Source organism: Paraburkholderia sp., assembly GCF_047605525.1.
Classification (GTDB): Bacteria; Pseudomonadota; Gammaproteobacteria; order Burkholderiales; family Burkholderiaceae; genus Paraburkholderia.
Map to the genome: position 1 here is coordinate 61,297 of NZ_JASGFN010000013.1, position 16,260 is coordinate 77,556.

General features: G+C 62.6%; 8 protein-coding genes. 6 read left to right on the forward strand and 2 right to left on the reverse strand.

Annotation, left to right across the window (positions count from 1 at the left end; all coding sequences use genetic code 11):
* Positions 1 to 127 precede the first annotated feature (127 nt).
* Both QM685_RS19505 and QM685_RS19510 read left to right on the forward strand, forming a co-directional pair.
* Entirely contained in the window at positions 128 to 1,417 is a 1,290-nt protein-coding gene (locus QM685_RS19505) for an MFS transporter (protein WP_415118316.1), read from the forward strand.
* A 102-nt stretch (positions 1,418 to 1,519) separates the two neighbouring features.
* Complete coding sequence (locus tag QM685_RS19510; protein ID WP_415118318.1) at positions 1,520 to 3,031, forward strand: M81 family metallopeptidase; 1,512 nt, start codon at positions 1,520 to 1,522, stop codon at positions 3,029 to 3,031.
* Between the two features lie 101 nt (positions 3,032 to 3,132).
* Here the strand turns inward: QM685_RS19510 and cobF are convergent, their stop codons facing one another.
* Entirely contained in the window at positions 3,133 to 3,894 is a 762-nt protein-coding gene (gene cobF, locus QM685_RS19515) for a precorrin-6A synthase (deacetylating) (protein ID WP_415118320.1), read from the reverse strand.
* Positions 3,895 to 3,945: 51 nt separating this feature from the next.
* Positions 3,946 to 5,157 (reverse strand): HD domain-containing protein, encoded by a 1,212-nt coding sequence (locus QM685_RS19520; protein ID WP_415118322.1) that lies wholly within the window; start codon positions 5,155 to 5,157, stop codon positions 3,946 to 3,948.
* Between the two features lie 393 nt (positions 5,158 to 5,550).
* On the opposite strand from QM685_RS19520, the gene QM685_RS19525 reads away from it, so the two are divergent.
* The 4 genes from QM685_RS19525 to QM685_RS19540 all read left to right on the forward strand — a co-directional run bounded on the left by QM685_RS19525 (position 5,551) and on the right by QM685_RS19540 (position 16,207).
* The gene (locus tag QM685_RS19525) at positions 5,551 to 13,461 is read left to right on the forward strand and encodes a hemagglutinin repeat-containing protein (protein ID WP_415118324.1); all 7,911 of its coding nucleotides are present in this window, start codon (positions 5,551 to 5,553) and stop codon (positions 13,459 to 13,461) included.
* Positions 13,462 to 13,535: 74 nt separating this feature from the next.
* Complete coding sequence (locus QM685_RS19530) at positions 13,536 to 13,751, forward strand: hypothetical protein (RefSeq protein ID WP_415118326.1); 216 nt, start codon at positions 13,536 to 13,538, stop codon at positions 13,749 to 13,751.
* 203 nt (positions 13,752 to 13,954) lie between these two features.
* Complete coding sequence (locus tag QM685_RS19535; RefSeq protein ID WP_415118328.1) at positions 13,955 to 14,392, forward strand: hypothetical protein; 438 nt, start codon at positions 13,955 to 13,957, stop codon at positions 14,390 to 14,392.
* A 72-nt stretch (positions 14,393 to 14,464) separates the two neighbouring features.
* Positions 14,465 to 16,207, forward strand: a complete 1,743-nt coding sequence (locus QM685_RS19540; RefSeq protein WP_415118330.1) for a ShlB/FhaC/HecB family hemolysin secretion/activation protein — start codon at positions 14,465 to 14,467, stop codon at positions 16,205 to 16,207.
* The last annotated feature ends 53 nt before the right edge of the window (positions 16,208 to 16,260 follow it).

Here is a 16,260-nt window from a genome sequence, read left to right on the forward strand (position 1 = left end):
GGCCGGCGACTGTGTTGCTCATCAAGCAACGATATGTGAACTTAGTTGCTCTTGTTAGTCCTGGTTTGCGCTGCCAACATGAACTCGACCTGCATGACGGATCCAGCGAGGAAACCAGGAGACACACATGTCAGCAATCTATCCATCGGCCGCCGGCAACCCTGCGTCAGCGCTCTTCAGCAAGCTCAACTGGCGGCTCCTGCCGTTTCTGATCGCCTGCTACATGTTCGCGTACCTGGACCGCGTCAATGTCGGCTTCGCGAAGTTGCAGATGCAAAGCGATCTGGGTTTCTCGGATGCCGCATACGGGGTGGGCGCGGGCATCTTCTTTATCGGCTACGTTCTCTTTGAGTTGCCGAGCAATCTGATGCTGCCGAAAATCGGCGCCCGGCGTACGTTCAGCCGCATTCTCGTGCTGTGGGGGATCACGTCGGCCTGCATGCTGTTCGTGCGCAGCGTGCCGGCCTTCTATGCGATGCGTTTCCTGCTCGGCGTGTTCGAGGCGGGCTTCGCGCCCGGCATGATCTATTACCTGTCGTGCTGGTACGGCCCCGCCCGCATGGCACGCGCGATCGCGCTCGTGTTCGTGGCTGGCCCGCTCGGCGGCATTGTCGGCGGCCCGGTGTCCGCGTGGCTGATGACGCGTCTTGCCGGCGTCGGCGGGCTGGCCGGCTGGCAATGGATGTTCGTTGTCGAAGGCCTGCCCTGCATCGTGCTCGGCCTGCTGACGCTGCGCGTGTTGCCGGACCGGCCAGCGGACGCGCGCTGGCTCGGCCGCGCCGAACAGCAGTTGCTGGAAGACGAGACCGCGCCGACCCCGCATCACGCGGATTCATTCAAGGCGGTGCTGAAAAGCCCGCGCGTCTATGCGCTCGCGTTGGCCTACTTCAGCATCATTTTTCCGATCTACGCGATCAGCTTCTGGCTGCCGACGCTGCTCAGGGAGCAGGGCGTGAACGACACCCTCCGCCTCGGCTGGTACACCGCGATTCCCTACGTTGCCGCCGCTGTCTGCATGTATCTCGCGGGGCGCCGCTCCGACCGCATGGGCGAACGGCGTCTCCACTGCGCGATCCCGGCGCTCGGCGCCGCGCTGTGCCTGATCGCGACGGTTCTTGCCGACGGCAATCTGGCGCTCGCGCTCGTCGCGCTGACGTTGGGAACCGCGTGCCTGTGGATGGCCTATACGGTGTTCTGGGCGATTCCTTCGGAACTGGTCAAGGGCACCGCGGCGGCGGGCGGCATTGCGCTCATCAACACCGTCGGTTTGTCCGGCGGATTCTGGGGCCCCGCGGTGCTCGGCTGGACCAAAGGATGGACGGGCAGCATGCATGCCGGTCTCTTCGTGATGGCGGCGAGCGCCACGGTGGCGGCGCTTCTGATCCTGACGGGCAAGCTGACGCTCAAGCAGGACTAGCAGCCATCGAACCGCTATGCGACGGCTTCTTTAAAGACAAGGAATCGTTATCCGACTACAGCGGCGCCGCGTTGCGGTGTCGTTCGAAAAAAGGTGAAGCACATGAAAATCCTCATCGCCGGTTTCCAGCACGAAACCAATACCTTCGCGCCGACCAGGGCGTCGTGGTCGAGCTTCGTTCAGGGCGAAGGCTTCCCGCCGATGGTTCGGGGCGCCGACGTATTCGGCCTGCGCGACGTCAATGTGCCGATCGGCGGATTCATCAAGGTCATGGAGGCGAACGGGCACGAACTCATACCGGTGATCTGGGCGGGCGCGAGCGCATCGGCCCATGTGACGACGGATGCGTTCGAGCGGATCGGCGGCGAAATCATCGCCGCGGTCGGGAAGGGCGGTTTCGATGCGATCTATCTCGATCTGCACGGCGCGATGGTGACCGAGCAGCACGACGACGGCGAGGGCGAACTGCTCGAGCGGGTGCGGCGGATCGTCGGCGACAGGATGCCGGTGGTCGTGTCGCTCGATCTCCATGCCAATGTCACGGCGCGCATGTTCTCTCTCGCCAGCGCGCTGGTGGCCTACCGCACCTATCCGCACGTCGATATGGCGGAAACCGGCGAACGGGCCGCGCGGATTCTCGACGACCTGATGCGGGAGCGGCGTCCGCTGCATGGCGCGCTGCGGCGCGTGCCGTTTCTCATCCCCGTGAACGGCATGTGCACGCTGGTCGAGCCGGCCCGCGGGATGTACCGGTTACTGGCGGAGATCGAGAAGCGGTCGGTCGTTTCCGTGTCGTTTGCGCCGGGTTTTCCGGCGGCCGATTTCCCCGAGTGCGGCCCGACGCTCTGGGCGTATTCCTTCGACGAGGCCGCCGCCGAACGGGCCGCCGACGCATTGCTGACCCGGATCGCCGGCGAGGAAGCGCGCTGGGACGTGCCGTTCCTGACGCCCGACGAAGCCGCGCTCGAAGCGATCCGCCTGAGCGCGACGGCGACGCGGCCGGTCATCATTGCGGACACGCAGGACAACCCCGGCGTGGGCGGCGACTCGAACACGATGGGGCTCGTGCGGGCGTTGCTGCGCAACGGGGCGACCGGCGCGGCGGTCGGCGTGATCTGGGATGCCGACGCTGCGGCCGCCGCGCATCGCGCGGGTGTGGGCGCGCGCATTTCGCTGTCGCTGGGCGGCCGCTCCGGTGTGCCCGGCGATGCGCCGCTGCGAGCCGGGTTCGAGGTCGAGCATGTGTCGGATGGGCGCTTCCGTTTCGACGGCCCGATGCTCAACGGCATGCAGGGCGAGTTGGGGCCGACCGCCTGCTTGCGGATCGACGGCGTGAGGATTGCGGTGAGCACCGTGAAGATGCAGGTTTTCGACCGCAACCTGTTTCGCGTGGCGGGCATCGAACCCGAACGGATGAAGATCCTCGTGAACAAGAGTTCGGTTCACTTTCGCGCCGATTTCCAGGCGATCGCCGAGGCGATTCTCGTCGCCAAAGCACCGGGCCCGATGGCCGCCGATCCGGCCGACCTGCCGTGGGAACGTCTCGCTCCCGAGATGCGCGTGCGGCCGCTGGGGATGCCCTTTGGCGCGTTGAACCGGGTGAGCGCCGGCTGAACCGTCGAATGCCTGATCGAAAAACCCGTCGACGCGCTGGGGCTCGAGACGTGGATCAAACGCGCGCCTGGGTATGGTGGTTGATGAATCGTCACCCACCGCTATTCATCTTCCGCGTCGCCGCGCCGTTTCAGCAGATAGGTGTCCATGATCCAGCCATGCTGCCGGCGAGCTTCTGCTCGAATACGCTCGATATCGTCCACGACGTCGCGCAGCCTGCCGGCGATCAATAGCTCGTCGGGCGTGCCGACATACGCGCCCCAGTAGATGTCCAGGTCTTCGTCGATCAGCCGGCGCATTGCGTTCTGCGCATCGAGCATCACGACAACGCTATCGACATGGTTCGGAAATCCTTCCGCGATGCGCCGGCCGTTCGTGATCTCGATGGAGTGCCCGATCGCATTGAGCGTGACCCGGTGCTTTGCCGCCAGCGCCTGCACGCTGCTGATACCCGGAATCACCTCATATTCCAGCTCGTGCCGGCCGCTGCGGGAAATGGCGCCAACGATCCGTATCGTGCTGTCGTACAGCGATGGATCGCCCCAGACCAGAAAGGCGCCGCACTCGCCGTCGGACAATTCTTCTGAAATCAGCCGCTCGAATACCTGTTGCTTGTCGCGATTCAAATCTTCGACGCTGCCGGCGTAATTGCCGGCTTCGCGCCGGCGCTCGGGGCTGGTGGCCTCGACGATGCGGTAGCGGTGCTCCTTCACATAACGCTCGATGATTTCCTTTCTTAGCGCGACGAGTTTTTCTTTCGTGGCGCCTTTGTCCATGACAAAGAAGACGTCCACCTGATTGAGAGCATTGACTGCCTGAATGGTCACGTATTCAGGGTTTCCGGCCCCGATGCCGATGATCATTATCCGTTTCATGGAATGACTCCAGCTTTTCAACGAGCAATGGCGCGAAAATCAGACCCGCTTCAGCACGAGCTCACACGGCACGCCAAATTGTTTTTCGCAAACGACGGCCGCCCGTTTGACCGCGTGAGCCGGCACGAACACATAGAACCGCCACAGATCCGCGTAGCGCTGCTGCAATGCGCCTATCTCCGCCGAGGTCGCGTTACCGGCATCATCCAGGCGCTCCACGCCCCGAGTGGTTTCGACCGGTACCGCGGCCTCCTTCATCGCCGAAAGCGCCGGGCAGTACAGCACGACGTCGGAGAACGGCAAACCCAGCATGTGCGCCAGTTCCACTTCGGCTTGCCGGCGACTCGCGCGCGACAGATGGTAACGCGCCACCCATTGCTCGCGCTCCGGGAGCGGCACGCTGGCGCCGGAGACGACGTAACCGCGCTTCAACAGGTCCCGGCTCAGGCTACGCCGCGCCAGCGCGGCCGCATCGGCCACGCCGCAATGCTCGAGCCGCTCGAGCAAGGTCCAGTCGTTTAGCGACAGCAGATCCTGTTCTGCCAGCACGCCGTGGTCCACTGCGATCTCCACCGCCTTGGAGATCATCGCGCCCGCTACCACCTTGGTGTGATGGTAGTAAACGCGCTCGGTGAGAAAGTACCGGAGTCTGAGCACGCCGATAATTTCCGAGCGCGCATCCGGCCGATCCATGCCGTGCCTGGCCAGCCTGATCACCAGCCGATCGCCGTTCTCGGCGAAGCAACTGAATATGCGGTCGTCGTAGGTCTGCGAGAGCCCGGTAAAGAAGCTGTCGCGACGCAGATAATCGAGCAGGTCCGCGTCGATACTGCCCGAGACGATATCTTTCGCCCAGGCCGGCGCGCTCTGTGGTGAAGGCAGGCCAAGCAGGCTGCCCACGATATCCCGAATGCCCAGCCGTGCCAGAGCCTCGCCAGGCTCGCCCGAGAACATCTGTTGCAGGCGCGTTCCTTTGTCGTGTCGCGCAAAGAGACGCCGCTCGTCTTCCAGCGTGTGCCCGAACGGCACGTGAGTGACATCGTGCAGTAATGCGGCCACGCCGATTGCCTGTTCGAGGTCGGTGTCGACAGAAAGACCGGAACGGCGCAACGCTCCCACGATCCGATGCGCGAGCGCGCAGACGCCAATGGAATGATCGAAGCGCGTGTGCAGACCGCCCGGATAGACGAGGTACGCGGTGCCGAGCTGCTTGATGCCGCGCAGCCGCTGCATCGCGGGCAGGTCGAGCACCGCCGCCTCGAGACTGCCTAGTTCGATATCGCCGTGGATCGGATCGCGTAGCAACATACCTGGAATACTCCGCTTGCAAGGCAGGCCGTTCGGCCGGTGAGTGGGGTGAATCCCGACGCTGCGCCTGACGGTCGGCGTATTCGTCAGCGAGCCATTACGTTAGCCGGCCAGAAGCAATGAAGGCGGTTTGATGCCGCCTTTTTCAATTGCGCGGCGAGAAACAGACGTTTAGTCATTTTACATATTTCATCTGCATATATTGGCGATGCGTGTCCATCAGACACGTCCTGTTTTCAGTTTCCGTTGTTGCTTCGCACTGCATTGACAGTTTTTGACTTACCCGGGCGGCGGCTCGAAGTATTTTCCTGCAAGTCAAAAAACACGCTACGCGGAATGAATAAGAACATGTTCAGGCTGCTTTTCAGCCGGTGCCGGGGTATGCCCGTCGCTGTTGCGGAAACCGCCATTGCCTACGGCAACGCGAGTCAGAACGAAGTCCGTTTTCCAGCCGCACCGCGGCCCATCACACTGTTCGCCATGCGTCGCGCCGCGTTTGCCGCGCTGGTGCTGTGCGGATTCGCACCTGTCCTCGCGGATGCGCAGATCGTCCCTTCAGGCGCGCACGCGCCGAATGTCATCAGCACGGCAAATGGCTTGCCACAGGTCAATATCAATAAGGCTTCGGGTGCGGGCGTTTCCCTGAATACGTACTCGCAATTCGATATACAGAAAAACGGCGCGATCCTGAACAATTCGCCCGTTATCACATCCAGTCAACTCGCCGGGCAAATCAATGGCAATCCGAACTTCGGGCCGCATGATGCCGCGAAGATCATCATTAACCAGGTCAACAGCAATAACCCTTCGTTGCTGCGCGGCTACGTCGAGGTGGCCGGACAGAAGGCCGCTGTGGTGATAGCCAATCCGTCCGGACTGGTCGTGGACGGCGGCGGCTTCATCAATACCTCACGCGGTATTCTCACGACCGGCAATCCGTTGATCGACGGCAGCGGGAATCTCACCGGCTTCAATGTCACCGGCGGCACCATCGCGGTCCAGGGTACGGGCTTCAATGCCTCGAACGTCGACCAGGTGGACCTGATCGCCCGCGCGGTGCAGGCCAATGCGGCGATCTACGCGAATACGCTGAACGTTACGACCGGCGCGAACAGGGTCGATTACGCGGGTCTGAATGCGACGCCCATCGCAGGGACGGGGGCCGCGCCGGCCGTGTCGATCGACGTGTCGCAGCTCGGCGGGATGTACGCGAACCGCATCACACTCGTGAGCAACGAAAACGGTGTGGGCGTAGCGAACGCCGGCACGATTGCCGCGCAGGCCGGCGAGCTCACGCTGACCACTTCGGGCCAGCTTGTGCAGACCGGCCGGATGACTGCCAGCGGTAATGCAGGCATCAATGCGGCCAGCGTTGCCAATAGCGGCACGATCTACGCGCAGCGGAATACCGTCATCGGTACGGCGGGCGCGCTGACGAACAGCGGCGCGATTGCGGCACAGCGAAATACCACGATCAATGCGGGCTCCGTCAGTTCGACCGGCGCGCTCGGCGCGGGCGTGAACAATGACGGCTCGGTCGGCAATGCAGGCGACCTGGATGTTGCGACTTCCGGCCAGTTGAGTGCGACCGGCGAGGACGTTGCGGGTGGCAATGCAACGCTGACGGCACACGCAGGCGATCTGAACCTTGCGGGTGCGACCACGAGCGCAGGGGGCACGGTCAATGTCCAGGCAACGGGCGCGCTGGTGAACGATCACGGCACGCTCACGGGCGGCGCGGTGACGCTCAACGCGGGCAGCCTGTCGAACCAGGGTGGCTCGATTGTCGCGCCGGATCTCGCGCTCACCATCGGCCGCACGCTCGACAACAGCGGCGGCGACATCGAGGCGAACCAGCTTGCGCTGGGGGCAACGGACCTGCTGAATCGCGGCGGCACGATCACGCAGTATGGCGCGTTGCCGATGAGTTTCGACGTCAGTCGCACATTCGACAATTCGAATGGCGGTTTGCTCCAGACGAACAGCACGAACCTGACACTTGCCCCTGCGGCGCTCGACAATGACGGCGGTACGATCCTCGATGCCGGAACGGGCACGCTGACGATTGCGCCAGCCAACGGCGCGGGCGCTATCTCGAACATCGGCGGCCAGATCATCGCTGCCGGCCGGATCGTGGCGCAGGCGGGGAGCCTGAATAACACGAGCGGCGTACTCGCCGCACAAGGGAACATCGCGGCGAGCATCGCGGGCGATGTGCGCAACACGCAGGGCGCGATACGCTCGCTCGCGTCCCTGTCACTCATCAGTGGCGGTGCGCTGACCACGACGAACGGACAGATCCAGTCCGGTACGGGCGTGGCAGGCGACGCCAGCACGCTCGCCATCCAGGCCGCGTCCATCGACAACACAGGCGGACTCGTCAGTAACCTCGGCACGGGCGATGCGACCGTGCAGGGTGGCAACCAGACCGTTAACAGCAGTGGCGTGATAACGGGTCACGGCGATGTCGCCATCACGGCAACCGGCACGCTTACGAACACGAACGGGCAGATCGGCGCGACGCATGATCTGTCCGTGAAGGCAGAGACACTCATGGGCGGCGGCGCGTACAGCGCGGCCCATGACGTGGCGGTGACCATACAGGGCGACTTCGCGTCGAGCGCGGATTTCCAGTTCGGCGCCGGTCACGACCTGGCCTTTACCCTGCCCGGTACGTTTAACAACGGCGCCACACTGGAAGCGGTCAACAACCTTGGCATCAACGCGGACGATATCGAAAACAGCGGCGTCATGATGGCCGGCGGCACGCTCATCACGCACTCGAACACACTGGAGAATACGGGGGCGATGGTTGGCGGCAGTGTCTCATTCAACGCAGCGCAATCGATCACGAATGTCGGACCCGCTGCGCTCATCGGCGCGACGGACAGCAACGGCACGCTCGAACTGCTCGCGCCCGACATCGGGAACCGCGACGACACGACCCTGACCGATACGCAGGCGACCACCGCGATCTACGGTCTGGGCAAGGTCGTGCTGGCGGGTGGCAGAAATGCGGACGGCAGCTACAGCAGCGCGAACCTGATCCGCAACCAGTCGGGGCTGATCCAGTCGGGCGGCGACATGGTGCTCGACGCCGCCCAGGTCACGAACACCCGCACGACGATGACCACGACCGGCTTTAACCAGCCAGTCGATCCGGCCATGCTCGCGCAGCGCCGCATCAGCCTGTCCGGTTGTACCGCAATCGACATGGCTGCGTGCTCCGGTCAGCAGGTGGGCTGGCCCGCCCAGCCGGATCCGAACCTCATCGGCGGCGCGTACATCGAGCCGCCGCACGGCGGCCAGTGGAATAGCGGCTACCAGTACACGACCTATACGGGCGTGGCACTGGCAAACCTGATCGCGTCCATCAGCCCGCAGGCGCAGATCATCGCAGGCGGCGATCTGGACGCGTCGAACGTGGGCCTGTTCCAGAACGACTGGAGCGCGGTCGCGGCAGCGGGCAACATTGCCGCGCCCGTCACGCTCGACCAGAACAGCTGGCAGGGCCAGACGGCGCCCGCGGTACAGGTGACCTATTCGGGCTACTACCACTACAACAACTACGACAACTCCGAACGCGACTGGACTTTACCGTTCGGCGATGCGCCGTTTGCCGGCTCCCATCCGGGCGGCTACAGCCAGGCGGCACCCGCCGATATCCGCTATTACGCGCTGCCGGGCTACGAATCGACGTTTGTCGCGGGCGGCACGCTCTCCGGCACGGGCGTGAGCATCGACAACACGGCGGGTAACGCGACCATTCCGTCGCCCGGCCTCGTGCCGGGCGAGTCGGTGAAGGGTGTCGATATCGGCGCGGTCAGCGGTGCGGGGCCGGTCGATCCGGTCATCGCGAGCGCGACCGCGGTGAACGTCCTCGGTCACCTGACGATTCCGCAGGGTGGGCTGTTCAGGCGGGATACCGCGCCGGACGCGCCGTACCTGATCGAAACGAATCCGGCCTTCACCAGCCGGGGATCGTTCATCTCAAGCGACTACTATCTCCAGCAGCTTGGCCTGAATCCGCAGAACGTGGAAAGGCGCCTGGGTGACGGCCTGTACGAGCAGCAGTTCGTGCGCAACCAGATCACGTCGCTGACGGGCAACGCCGTACTGGGTCCCCATACCGACCTCCAGTCGATGTACCAGTCGCTGCTTGACGCGGGCGCATCGCTCTCGAAGTCGCTCGATTTGCCGCTCGGCATGAGTCTGTCACCGGACCAGGTGGCGGCGCTCACCAGCAACGTGATCATCATGCAGACGGAGATCGTCGACAGGCAGTCCGTGCTGGTGCCGGTCGTCTATCTCGCGAAGGCGAGCCAGCGGAACATGAACGGGCCGCTGATCGCCGCGACCGACATCGACCTTCAGAACGCGCAGACCTTCACGAACAGCGGCACGGTACAGGCAGGCAATGCGCTGTCGATTCAGGGCCAGCAGATCGGCAACGCGTTCGGCACGCTGCAAAGCGGCGGCCTGATGTCGCTGACGACCACCGGCAATGTCGATCTGACTTCTGCGACCGTGAACGCCGGCAGTCTCGCGCTGAACGCGGGCGGCGACCTGATGCTCAATACGGCGGTGAAGACTGTTGATCAGGTGAGCGCGACGGGCGCGACGCGCACCACGATCACGCTCGGCCCGATCGCGAACCTGAACGTGGCGGGCGATGCGGCCATCGTGACGGGCGGCAATGTCGAGCAGAACGCGGGCAACCTGAACGTGGGCGGGTCGCTCGGCATGAGCGTCGGCGGAAACTGGGATCTCGGCTCGGTACAGACCGGCGAGCACAAGGTGGTCGCGCGCGCCAATGGCATATCGGACACGAGCATCAGCCGCACGACCGGCAGTTCCGTGAATGTCGGGGGCGTATCGACAATCGGCGTGGGCGGCGACCTGACGGCGACGGGTGCGGATATCAGCCTGGCTGGCGGCGGCGTGATTGCGGCAAAGGGTGACGTGACGTTGCAGGCGGCGAAGGCCACGTCGACCATCGACAGCAACAGTTCGGGCAGCGACAGTCACGGCAGCTATTCGGAGTCGCTGCACCGGTCGGCCGATGTGCTCACGGCGACCACGCTCAATGCGGGCAATTCGCTGACCGTGGCGTCGGGCCACGATATCAACGTCACCGGCAGCACGATCAATCTCGACCAGGGAACGGCGACGCTGGCGGCAGCGAACAACGTCAATATCGGCGCGGCCACCGCGACCTATGTCGACAATTCGCAGGAGCAGCACAGCCACGGCAATGTGGTGAGCGGCAAGGAAGTCTCGAGTTCGCGCGATACGACGACGACGCTTTCGCAGGGCAGCATGATTTCGGCAGACGGCGTGTCGATCTCAAGCGGCAACGATCTCAACGTGGCGGGCAGCACGATCGTCGGGACGAACGATGTCGCCCTGAGCGCCGCGCATGACGTGAACATCACCACGACGCAGGATACGAGTCAGGGCAGTTCGTTCCACGAGGAAAAGAAGACGGGCTTCGGCGCGATGAGCGGTGGTGGATTGAGCCTCAACTACGGCACCAGCGACACGAAGGAGACCACGCACGACAGCAGCGTGACGAACAACGGCAGCCTCGTGGGCAGCACGAACGGTAACCTCTCGATTCAAGCGGGCCACACCCTGCACGTGACGGGCAGTGATCTCGTGGCAGCCCGGAATGTCACGGGGACGGCGGCCAGCGTGATCATCGATGCGGCCACCGGCACCGCGCACCACGACGAAACCCGGGAGGTGAAGCAGAGCGGTTTCACGCTCGGCCTGTCGGGCAGCGTGGGCGATGCGATCAACGGTGCGTACCAGCAGGGCCAGGCGCTCGCGAGCGGCAACAGCAACGGACGCGCGGAGGCGCTGCATGCGATTGCGGCAGGTGGCGATGTCGCGATGGCGGGCATCGGGGCGGCGGGCCTCGCGGGCGGGGCGGCAGGGCCGAACGCGCCGGGCATCGGCGTGCAGTTGAGCTTCGGTTCCAGCCAGAGCAAAAATACGTTCACCGAGGACCAGACGACGCAGAAGGGTTCGAACGTTCAGGCGGCCGGCACCGCGGCCTTCGTGGCGACCGGCGACGGCACGCCCGGCAGCGGCAACCTGACGGTCGCGGGTTCGAACGTGAGCGCGAACGATGTCGTGCTCGCCGCGAAGAATCAGGTCAATATCGTCAACACTACGAACACGGACACGACTGCCAGCACGAACAGATCGAGCAGCGCGAGCGTCGGTGTGTCGTATGGCACGCAGGGTTTCGGCGTCTCGGCGTCAATGTCCAATGCGCACGGCGATGGCAACAGCGACGCCGCGATCCGGAACGCCTCGCACGTAAGCGGCGCGAACAGCGTGACCGTCGTCTCTGGGGGCGATACCAGCATTATCGGATCGCAGGTCAGCGGCAACCAGGTGACCGCGCAGGTTGGCGGCAACCTGAACATCCGGAGCGTGCAGGATACGACAGTGAGCACCGCACACCAGAGCAGCGCGGGCGGTGGCTTCAGCATCAGTCAGGGCGGCGGCAGCGCGAGCTTCAGCGCGCAGAACGGGCACGCTGATTCGAACTACGCGCAGGTCAACGAACAGGCGGGCATTCAGGCGGGCAGTGGCGGCTTTGATATCAACGTCAGGGGCAATACGGACCTGACCGGCGCGGTGATTTCGAGCACCGCCGATGCGTCGCAGAACAGCCTCACGACAGGCACGCTGAGCTACAGCGATATCCGGAACCAGTCGCATTACAGCGCGTCGAGCAACGGTGTCAGCGCGGGTGTGGGTGTTGGCAATACCGGCAAGGCTCTGGGGCCCGGTTCGGTAAGCGGCTCGGGCGGCGTTGTGCCGATGATGTCGCAGAACGGGAACGGCGACGAAAGCGTCACAACGCGCAGCGCGGTTAGTGCGGGTGCAATCAATATCACGGACGGTGTGAAGCAGACGCAGGACGTGGCGGGCCTGAGCCGCGACACGACGAACACCAACGTTATTGTGTCGAATACGCCGGACGTCAATAACCTGCTTTCGCAGCAGGCCGATACGATGCAGGCGGCGCAGGCGGCGGGCCAGGTTGTGGCGCAAGGGATCGGTGCATATGCCGATGCGCAGCGCCAGTCGGCGGTTGACCAGGCCACGGCAGATGCGGCGAATGGCGACTGGGCCGCCTATGCTACTGACGTGGTCAACGCGAAGCAGTGGGATGAGGGTGGGGACAGTCGCGCGATATTGCAGGCGGCAGGTGGCGCGCTCATCGGTGGCCTCGGGGGCGGCAGCGTATTCACCGCGGTCGGCGGCGGACTCGGCGCGGGCCTTGCGTCAAAAATGGCGAATCAACTGGATAGCCTCTCAAAGGGCGTTGCGGCGGAGACCGGTTCGGGCCTTCTGGGCAACCTTGCCGGGAACGTGGTGGCGAACGTGGGCGGCGCACTGGTCGGTGGAGGAACAGCGGGAGCGGTAACCGCAACGAATGTGGATCTCTACAATCGTCAACTGGATACCAGGGAGAAATCCCTCGCGCAGCAATTGGCCGATGCGAGCGACGGAAAGTACACTGTGACGCAGATCGAGGACCAGATGCGTCAGATGGATATGAGCGCCAACGGCACAACTACGTCGGGCTCGCCCGCTACCTTGGTAGGCCAGACGCCCAGCGATTCCGGCGCGCGGTGGATGTCTGCCGGTACAACTGCAAATGGACAGCCGGTCCTGACGCAAATACCTGCGCCAACTGATTCCGCATTGCAAAGCTATATTCTGGCGAACTACAACAGCGTTTCACCGGGACAAGTGCCTGGCGAATTTACGTACCCGTCGAGTAACAGTGGTGGTTCGATCAACGTTACGGGACCGTTCACGAACTTCGATCAATCGGATCTTAATTACGTGCGCAGCACTACTGCAGACGCGGCTTCGATGGTTTCGACCAATGCGGGACGAGTTAGCGCTGCTGCTGCGGCGGCCTCAAAGATTCCTTCGCCTTACTCAGGCATTCTAGAAGGAATCGCTTTTGGAGCAACGGTTACAGGTGTCACCGCAGACGCAATACAGCAGCTTGTGCAACCAGACGTTGGACAGTACACCTTCTCAGGAGCGGTGGGAGTTGCCAATGCAAAATTGTCGGACAAAATTCCTGCACTTGGCCCAGCATTTAACGAAACGGCGAATGCAATTACAAACAGTAGCACGGGAAAGAATGTGCAGACGGCGTTGGATGGCTATTGGAATAGCTTTTACAACTACTGGAGCGAGAAGCAGTGAGGATTAAGCCAATTGAGGACGGGAACCTGAAGGGTTGGGTTAGAACGGGTCTGATATGCATTGGGTTTCTTATAATGTACCTAACTTACAAGTTTGTTCCACCGGCACCATTTGGTGGATTTATTCTTCTATTCGGATTTGCTATTGCACTTGTTGGTGGTTTCACATCGAGAGCGCATCTTCTTCATATCAAGCCCTTCGATAACAGCTACAAGAAGGCACGCAAGAGCTACGAAGCTCCGGACATGGACGGCGAGGCTAATGGTGATAGCTCTGAAAAGAAGAAATGAACATCCCCACAGGAATTTTTGTGGCTTACCTGGACGTCTTTCGCGCATGGAGCGGGAGGGAGGCCGCCCTTGGCGGAAACGCAACTGCCAAGACGCCCCCGCCGCGGACCAGTCGAATGGTTTCGGGATTCGGCGCTAAACCACCTTCCTTCCAGCGGAAAAGCTGACGCTACTCACCACATTTTTGCTTGAATTTTTCAAACATGGACAGAATTCCACTCTTCCCGCTGAACCCCGACCACCGCGATTTGTTCGTATTCGCGCAGATTTCGTGCTACTTGCTTGCGGCCATCCAGTTTCTCAGCTTAATCGGCATTCCTACCACTCTCGCACCGATTTTCGATCTGCAACATACAACCCTACCGGATCGTATCGTGGTGATGCTGAATGCTGCGGCAACAAATGCAATTTTTGCAGTGGGCTACTGCCTCCTCGCGCGTTTGCTGAGAAACTGTACGCTACTGACGTGGCGTGTAGCCGTTGCTCTGTTCAGCGTCAATGCGTTGCTCATCGGCATATCTCTGCTCGTAAAGCCAGCGCTTCTTGGTTTTTGCACGGCAGCCTTGACAATTGGAGCTGTGGCGACGCTCTACGCTGGTCGCCACAATGTTATTTCAATAATTCAGAATATCGAAATATAGTAGGTGTGGTTTTCGTCCAATCTCCGCACCCAATCGGGTGTGAAGAGACCATCAAGCTATAACCCAATCATTATGAACGTCAGAAAGAGGCTGGCGGCGGTGCCGCTCACAGCCGTGCTATCGCTCGCCCACGCGCAGCAGACCGCGCCCGATGTAGCAGCAGCGGCCCGCACGAACGCCGGGCAGCAACAGCAACTCCAGCAGCAACGCGACGCGCAACAGCGCGCGGCAGCGGTCGCCGCGCCCGTTGTACGCTCGGCTACGCCCGAAGCAGGAGAATGGCCGGTACTACCCGTCGAAACACCGTGCTTCCATATCGACTCGTTTTCAGTCGAGGTGCCGGACACACTGCCCGAGGTAGCCCGCGCAAAAGGCGCATCTGCGCTACCAACGGACCCCTTCGCGTTCCTCTATGACTGGCTACGTCACTACGAAGGCCAATGCATCGGCAACCAGGGCCTCGACATGCTGACCAGGGGCCTGCAACGCGTGATCCTGAGCCGCGGCTACATCACGACGCGTGTCCTGTTGCCTGCGCAGAACCTGTCGAAAGGCACCGTGAAATTCGCCCTCATCCCTGGCGTCATCCGCAATCTCAAGTTTGCCGACCCGCATACGCGCGGCACATGGAAAACCGCCTTCCCCGCACGCGAGAGCGACGTGCTCCAGTTGCGCGATCTCGAGCAGGGGCTGGAACAGATGAAGCGCGTCCCCAACCAGGACGCGACCATGCAGATCGTTCCCGGCGACTCTCCCGGCGAGAGTGACGTGGTGATTACCGTCAAGCGTTCGAAGCCCTGGTCGCTCGTGGTCTCGGCGGACAACGCAGGCACGAACGAAACGGGCCGCTACATCGGCAACGTAACACTTGGCCTGTATAACCCCCTCGGCCTGAACGACATTCTCTCGGCAGGCTTCAACCAGGATCTGCAATTCGGCAATCACGACCTCGGCACACGCGGCTGGAACGCCTCGTATTCGGTGCCGTGGGGTTCCTGGACCGGCACGCTGTATGGCTACACGAACACCTATCACCAGCAGATCGCGGTGGTCAACGGCACGTTCGTGGCGAACGGCAATGCGCAGACGGTGGGCCTGAAACTGGAGCGGGTTATTCACCGTAGCCAGAACGATGTGTCGGGTGTCGAGTTCCAGCTCATCAAGCGCTTTGGTGCAGGCTTCGTCGAGGACACCGAAATCCCGCAGCAGCATCGCGACAACACGTTCATCGAGGCGGGCATCACCAACCGGCACTATTTCGGCGCGGCGCAATTCGACGGCACGCTTGCGTACCGCCAGGGTATCGGCGCGTTCGGGGCAATGCCCGATATGCCCGGTGGACCGACCTACTACTTTCATATGGCGACGCTCGACGCGAACCTCTCGGTGCCGTTCAAGCTAGCAAGTCAGTCGTTACGCTACGTCGGAACCCTGCATGGGCAATTCACCAACGGCGAATTGAACTACCTCGACGACCTGACTATCGGTAGCCGCTATACGGTACGCGGCTTCAGCGGCCAGACGATGCTCGCGGCGGAAAAGGGTTTCTACTGGCGCAACGAACTCCAGTATCCACTCGGACAAACGGCGCAGGTTCTCTATGCGGGCCTTGATTACGGCCGCCTATGGGGGCCTTCGGCCGCCAGTCTCGCCGGTACGCAACTCGCGGGCGCGGCTATCGGCCTGAAGGGTTCGGTGCCGGCGCGCGTTGGCAGCTACAGTTACGACGTGTTCGCGGGTACGCCGGTCTACGCGCCGTCCGGCTTTCCAGCGTCAAGCGTCACGCTTGGTTTTCAGTTGACCGGACAGTTCTGAGGAACCCGATTCCAGCCGTAACCTGCACGCACCCGATAGCGCAACGCATGGGT